The sequence below is a fragment of the Variovorax sp. Root434 genome (genome assembly GCF_001426595.1).
Lineage (GTDB): Bacteria > Pseudomonadota > Gammaproteobacteria > Burkholderiales > Burkholderiaceae_C > Variovorax.
Window position 1 is genome coordinate 425 of sequence record NZ_LMEK01000019.1, and the last position, 3233, is coordinate 3657.

The 3233-nt window shown below is 59.7% G+C and carries 3 protein-coding genes and 2 pseudogenes; all 5 read left to right on the forward strand.

Going from position 1 to position 3233, the window contains the following annotated elements; genetic code table 11:
- Positions 1-1043: RHS repeat domain-containing protein (locus ASD05_RS29540; protein WP_200955452.1), on the forward strand; the 1043-nt coding region annotated here is incomplete at its 5' end.
- Positions 1040-1336, forward strand: coding sequence for a DUF6959 family protein (locus ASD05_RS30155; protein ID WP_157610157.1), 297 nt, complete (start codon positions 1040-1042; stop codon positions 1334-1336). The genes ASD05_RS29540 and ASD05_RS30155, both read left to right, overlap by 4 nt.
- 66 nt (positions 1337-1402) lie before the next feature.
- Positions 1403-1537, forward strand: coding sequence for a hypothetical protein (locus tag ASD05_RS30940; RefSeq protein WP_268810545.1), 135 nt, complete (start codon positions 1403-1405; stop codon positions 1535-1537).
- Between the two features lie 775 nt (positions 1538-2312).
- Positions 2313-2579: pseudogene (locus ASD05_RS31060) on the forward strand (DUF6531 domain-containing protein); the annotation flags it as partial.
- A gap of 66 nt (positions 2580-2645) precedes the next feature.
- Positions 2646-3233, forward strand: a pseudogene (locus tag ASD05_RS30380) (RHS repeat protein); the annotation flags it as partial.

Sequence of the window (3233 nt, forward strand, 5' to 3'; positions counted from 1 at the left end):
CGAAGCTGTGGAATCCGAGCACCACGCAGGCCGAGCAGCTCGGTTATGCCTATACCTACGATGAGCAGGGCAGCTTGATCGCGGAGGTGGGCAGCGGGGGAACGAACAGTGCGGGGCAGGCCAGCTACATCTACCTGCCCACGGGCAACGGGCCGATGCCGATTGCGGCCGTCATCAACGGCAACACCTACGCAATCCACAGCGATCACCTCAACACGCCGAGACGACTGACCAACGCAGACGGGCAAGCCGTCTGGCAATGGACCTACAGCGCCTTCGGAGAGGACAAGCCCACCACGGCCAGGAACAGGTTCGCCAATACGGAGACGGCACCGAACCCGGGCACCACCAGCATCGCGGAGGTGAAGTTCAACCTGCGGTATCCGGGCCAATACTCGGACGACGAGTCGGGACTGTTCTACAACTACTTCCGCAGCTATGACGCGAGGACGGGGCGGTACAGCCAGCCGGATCCGATTGGGCTCGATGGCGGATGGAATCGGTTCGGCTATGTCGACGAGGACCCGTTGGATGACAGTGACGCATTCGGCTTGGCAAGCGACAACAAGCGTGCCAATTCGGCACCGCCAGCCATCATGTCTCCGACTGGTGGTCGCCTCTCCAAAGGTGATATCAAGTTATCTGAAATCCCCCTAATGGGTGGACGAGGCGGCGGTGGACGAGGCGGCAGCCTGTCTGGTGGAGGGAGAGGAGGAATTGCACCCATAGCTGGCGGTGGAGCAAAGCTGGGAAACATCACCCCAGGAGAGGCAAGGAGGATCCAAAATGCCGCGGATCGAACTGGAGTACCAATTTGCTTGGTCGGAAGCCGTGCGAGTGGAAAAACGAGGCCGGGGTCCGACTGGGATTACGTGATCCCTGAGCGCACCACAAACTCAAAGATTCATAGCTTGGAAAGCTCGCTTCCGGAAGGGCACAGAGGTCTTGGTGAGGGGCGCAATCAGGACTTCTTGCGCGACGACTCTATAAATTCGTATAAGCCCTTCATCTACTTCACCCCTGGACCAAAAAGAAATCCATGACCAAAACACTTGAACTCTTAAGCGACCCGATCAATTTTGCGGTTGTTCAGCTTCCGGAGCGCAACTATCCAGGAGTAGTCGTCCAAGGCGACACACTGAATGGTCTGGTGCGCAGCCTGGAGGAAATGGCCAATCTTGTGAAGTCCAATCAATCAGAGGATTTGGAAGATTTGGCAGTAGGAATTCAGATGCTGCGGGAGCAACTTTCTGCCGCACGGGATTTCTACGAAGCTACCTGTGCCAAGCAGGGCATCGAATTGCCGTACTCCAAGCGGATTCGCGATCACAGGTGAGCGAATCTCGGTCGGGCCTCCTCGTTTCCAAAGCGAGGGGCGATCCGTTCGGAGACCGAGTACTACTTGGTCAAGGGCATCGTGGACGGTGGTGGTATCGAGCCAGGTGCGACGGAATCGATTCAGCTTCAGGCCATGCTCAATGACTTTGAAGCGCGATTCGTTGCAGCGCAGAAACAAAAACCACCCGCTTCAGAGTAGTCCACGCTGACCCCGCGCCGACACTGGGGCCAACGTATGGCCGTCATACGGATTGCCCGGCATATCGAGCCAACTACTGGCTTGAGACTTCAGCCAAGAATGGCCGTGGATGCGGCAATGTAGATGTTCAGGCATGCACACGAGAAAACATGAGGGAGAGAGTGCGGTGGAGATTTTCAACGCGCTGATGCGCAAGGTGATTCGCGGCCTCATCACGCGCCCTGTGATGCCGACCAACCGAGAGACGTGGCCTTCGCGCTTTTGGTTGAAGGGAGTTCAACTTCAGATAGCCGCGGCTTTGTTCCTTGTCGCATCGGCATCTGCTCATGCCGCAGCATGCGATGTCTCCAGAGCCGGACAAACCTGCACGCCGCCGCAGGAGTTGGGCTGGTACTGGATGCTCAACGGCGTACGCATTGACTACCCGACTGTAGGTGCTGCAACTGAGGCCATGTCGGCTCGCATCCGTCAGGATAAGGTGGAGAGTTGGGGGGCCTCGCTGTGCTCGATCTCCGTCTCCACTGTGCCTATCGGTACGCTGGCGGCCGGGTCCCCGAATCTTTGCCAAGGTGGAGTTATTGGTAACTTCGCGGGCGAGGGGGACAGGCTCTGTGTCGAAACCACCGTCACGGGGTCCGCGCGTGATGGGGCGCAATGCAACACAGTACCCAATCAGTACTCCCGCCAGCTACTACTTCGCGTTCTTCAATGTCCTTCTGGATGGGGGCAGGATAGTGCGGGATGCTGGAGGTCGAATCCTCCAGAAGCACCGTCGATGTGCCAGCGTCCATCGGACGGTGAAAGTACGCCCTTTCCCATCTCGCCAGCTACTGCAGAGAAGTACCGCTCCGAAACCGATTGGTCCGACTCCGGCCCCGGCGCCTTGTCTTTCACCCGCACCTACCGCAGCAATTGGGCGAGTGATTCGACTCGCGCTGGCAATCCCCTCGGCCAAGTCTGGTCGCACAACTTCGGCACGAAGCTGGTTGCAACGCCCGTCGCGTCTCCGTCGAGCGTAGCCATCACCACAGGCGAAGGCTATGTGCGGACCTTTGGCAATGCTGCTGGCACCGCCAATTGGAGCGCCAGCAACAACGCGGACACGTTGGTGCAACTCTCCTCCGGAGCCTGGACCTATTCCCGTGCGGATGACAACACGACGCTGAGCTTCGACAGTTCCGGCAAGCTGCAGACCGAGATGGATCGCAATGGCTGGGTCACCACCTACACCTACAACGGCACCGGCCAACTTGCCTCTGTCACAAACAGCTTCGGGCGCACGCTCACGCTGGCGTACAACGGCGCGGGCCAACTGACCACCGTCACAACCCCGGATGCGCGCGTCATCGCCTACGCCTACGACGGCTCGGGTCGCCTGGCCTCGGTTCTGTACCCCGATGGCAAGGGTCGCAACTTCGTCTACGAGAACGCCTCGTTTCCCCAGGCACTGACCGGCATCTTCGATGAAGCCGGCGTTCGCTGGGGCACCTTCGCCTACGACAGCACAGGCCGTGCAATCAGCACCCAACTGGCCGGCTCCGTGGACAGCTACCAGGTCAGCTACTCGTCCTCCAGCTCTGCGACCGTGGTCGACCCCTTGGGCACGAGCCGCAACTACAGCTACGGCACCACGCAGGGCAAGCTCGCCGTCACTGGCGGCTCGCTGCCCTCGGGCGAAGGCAAGAGCGATGCCGCG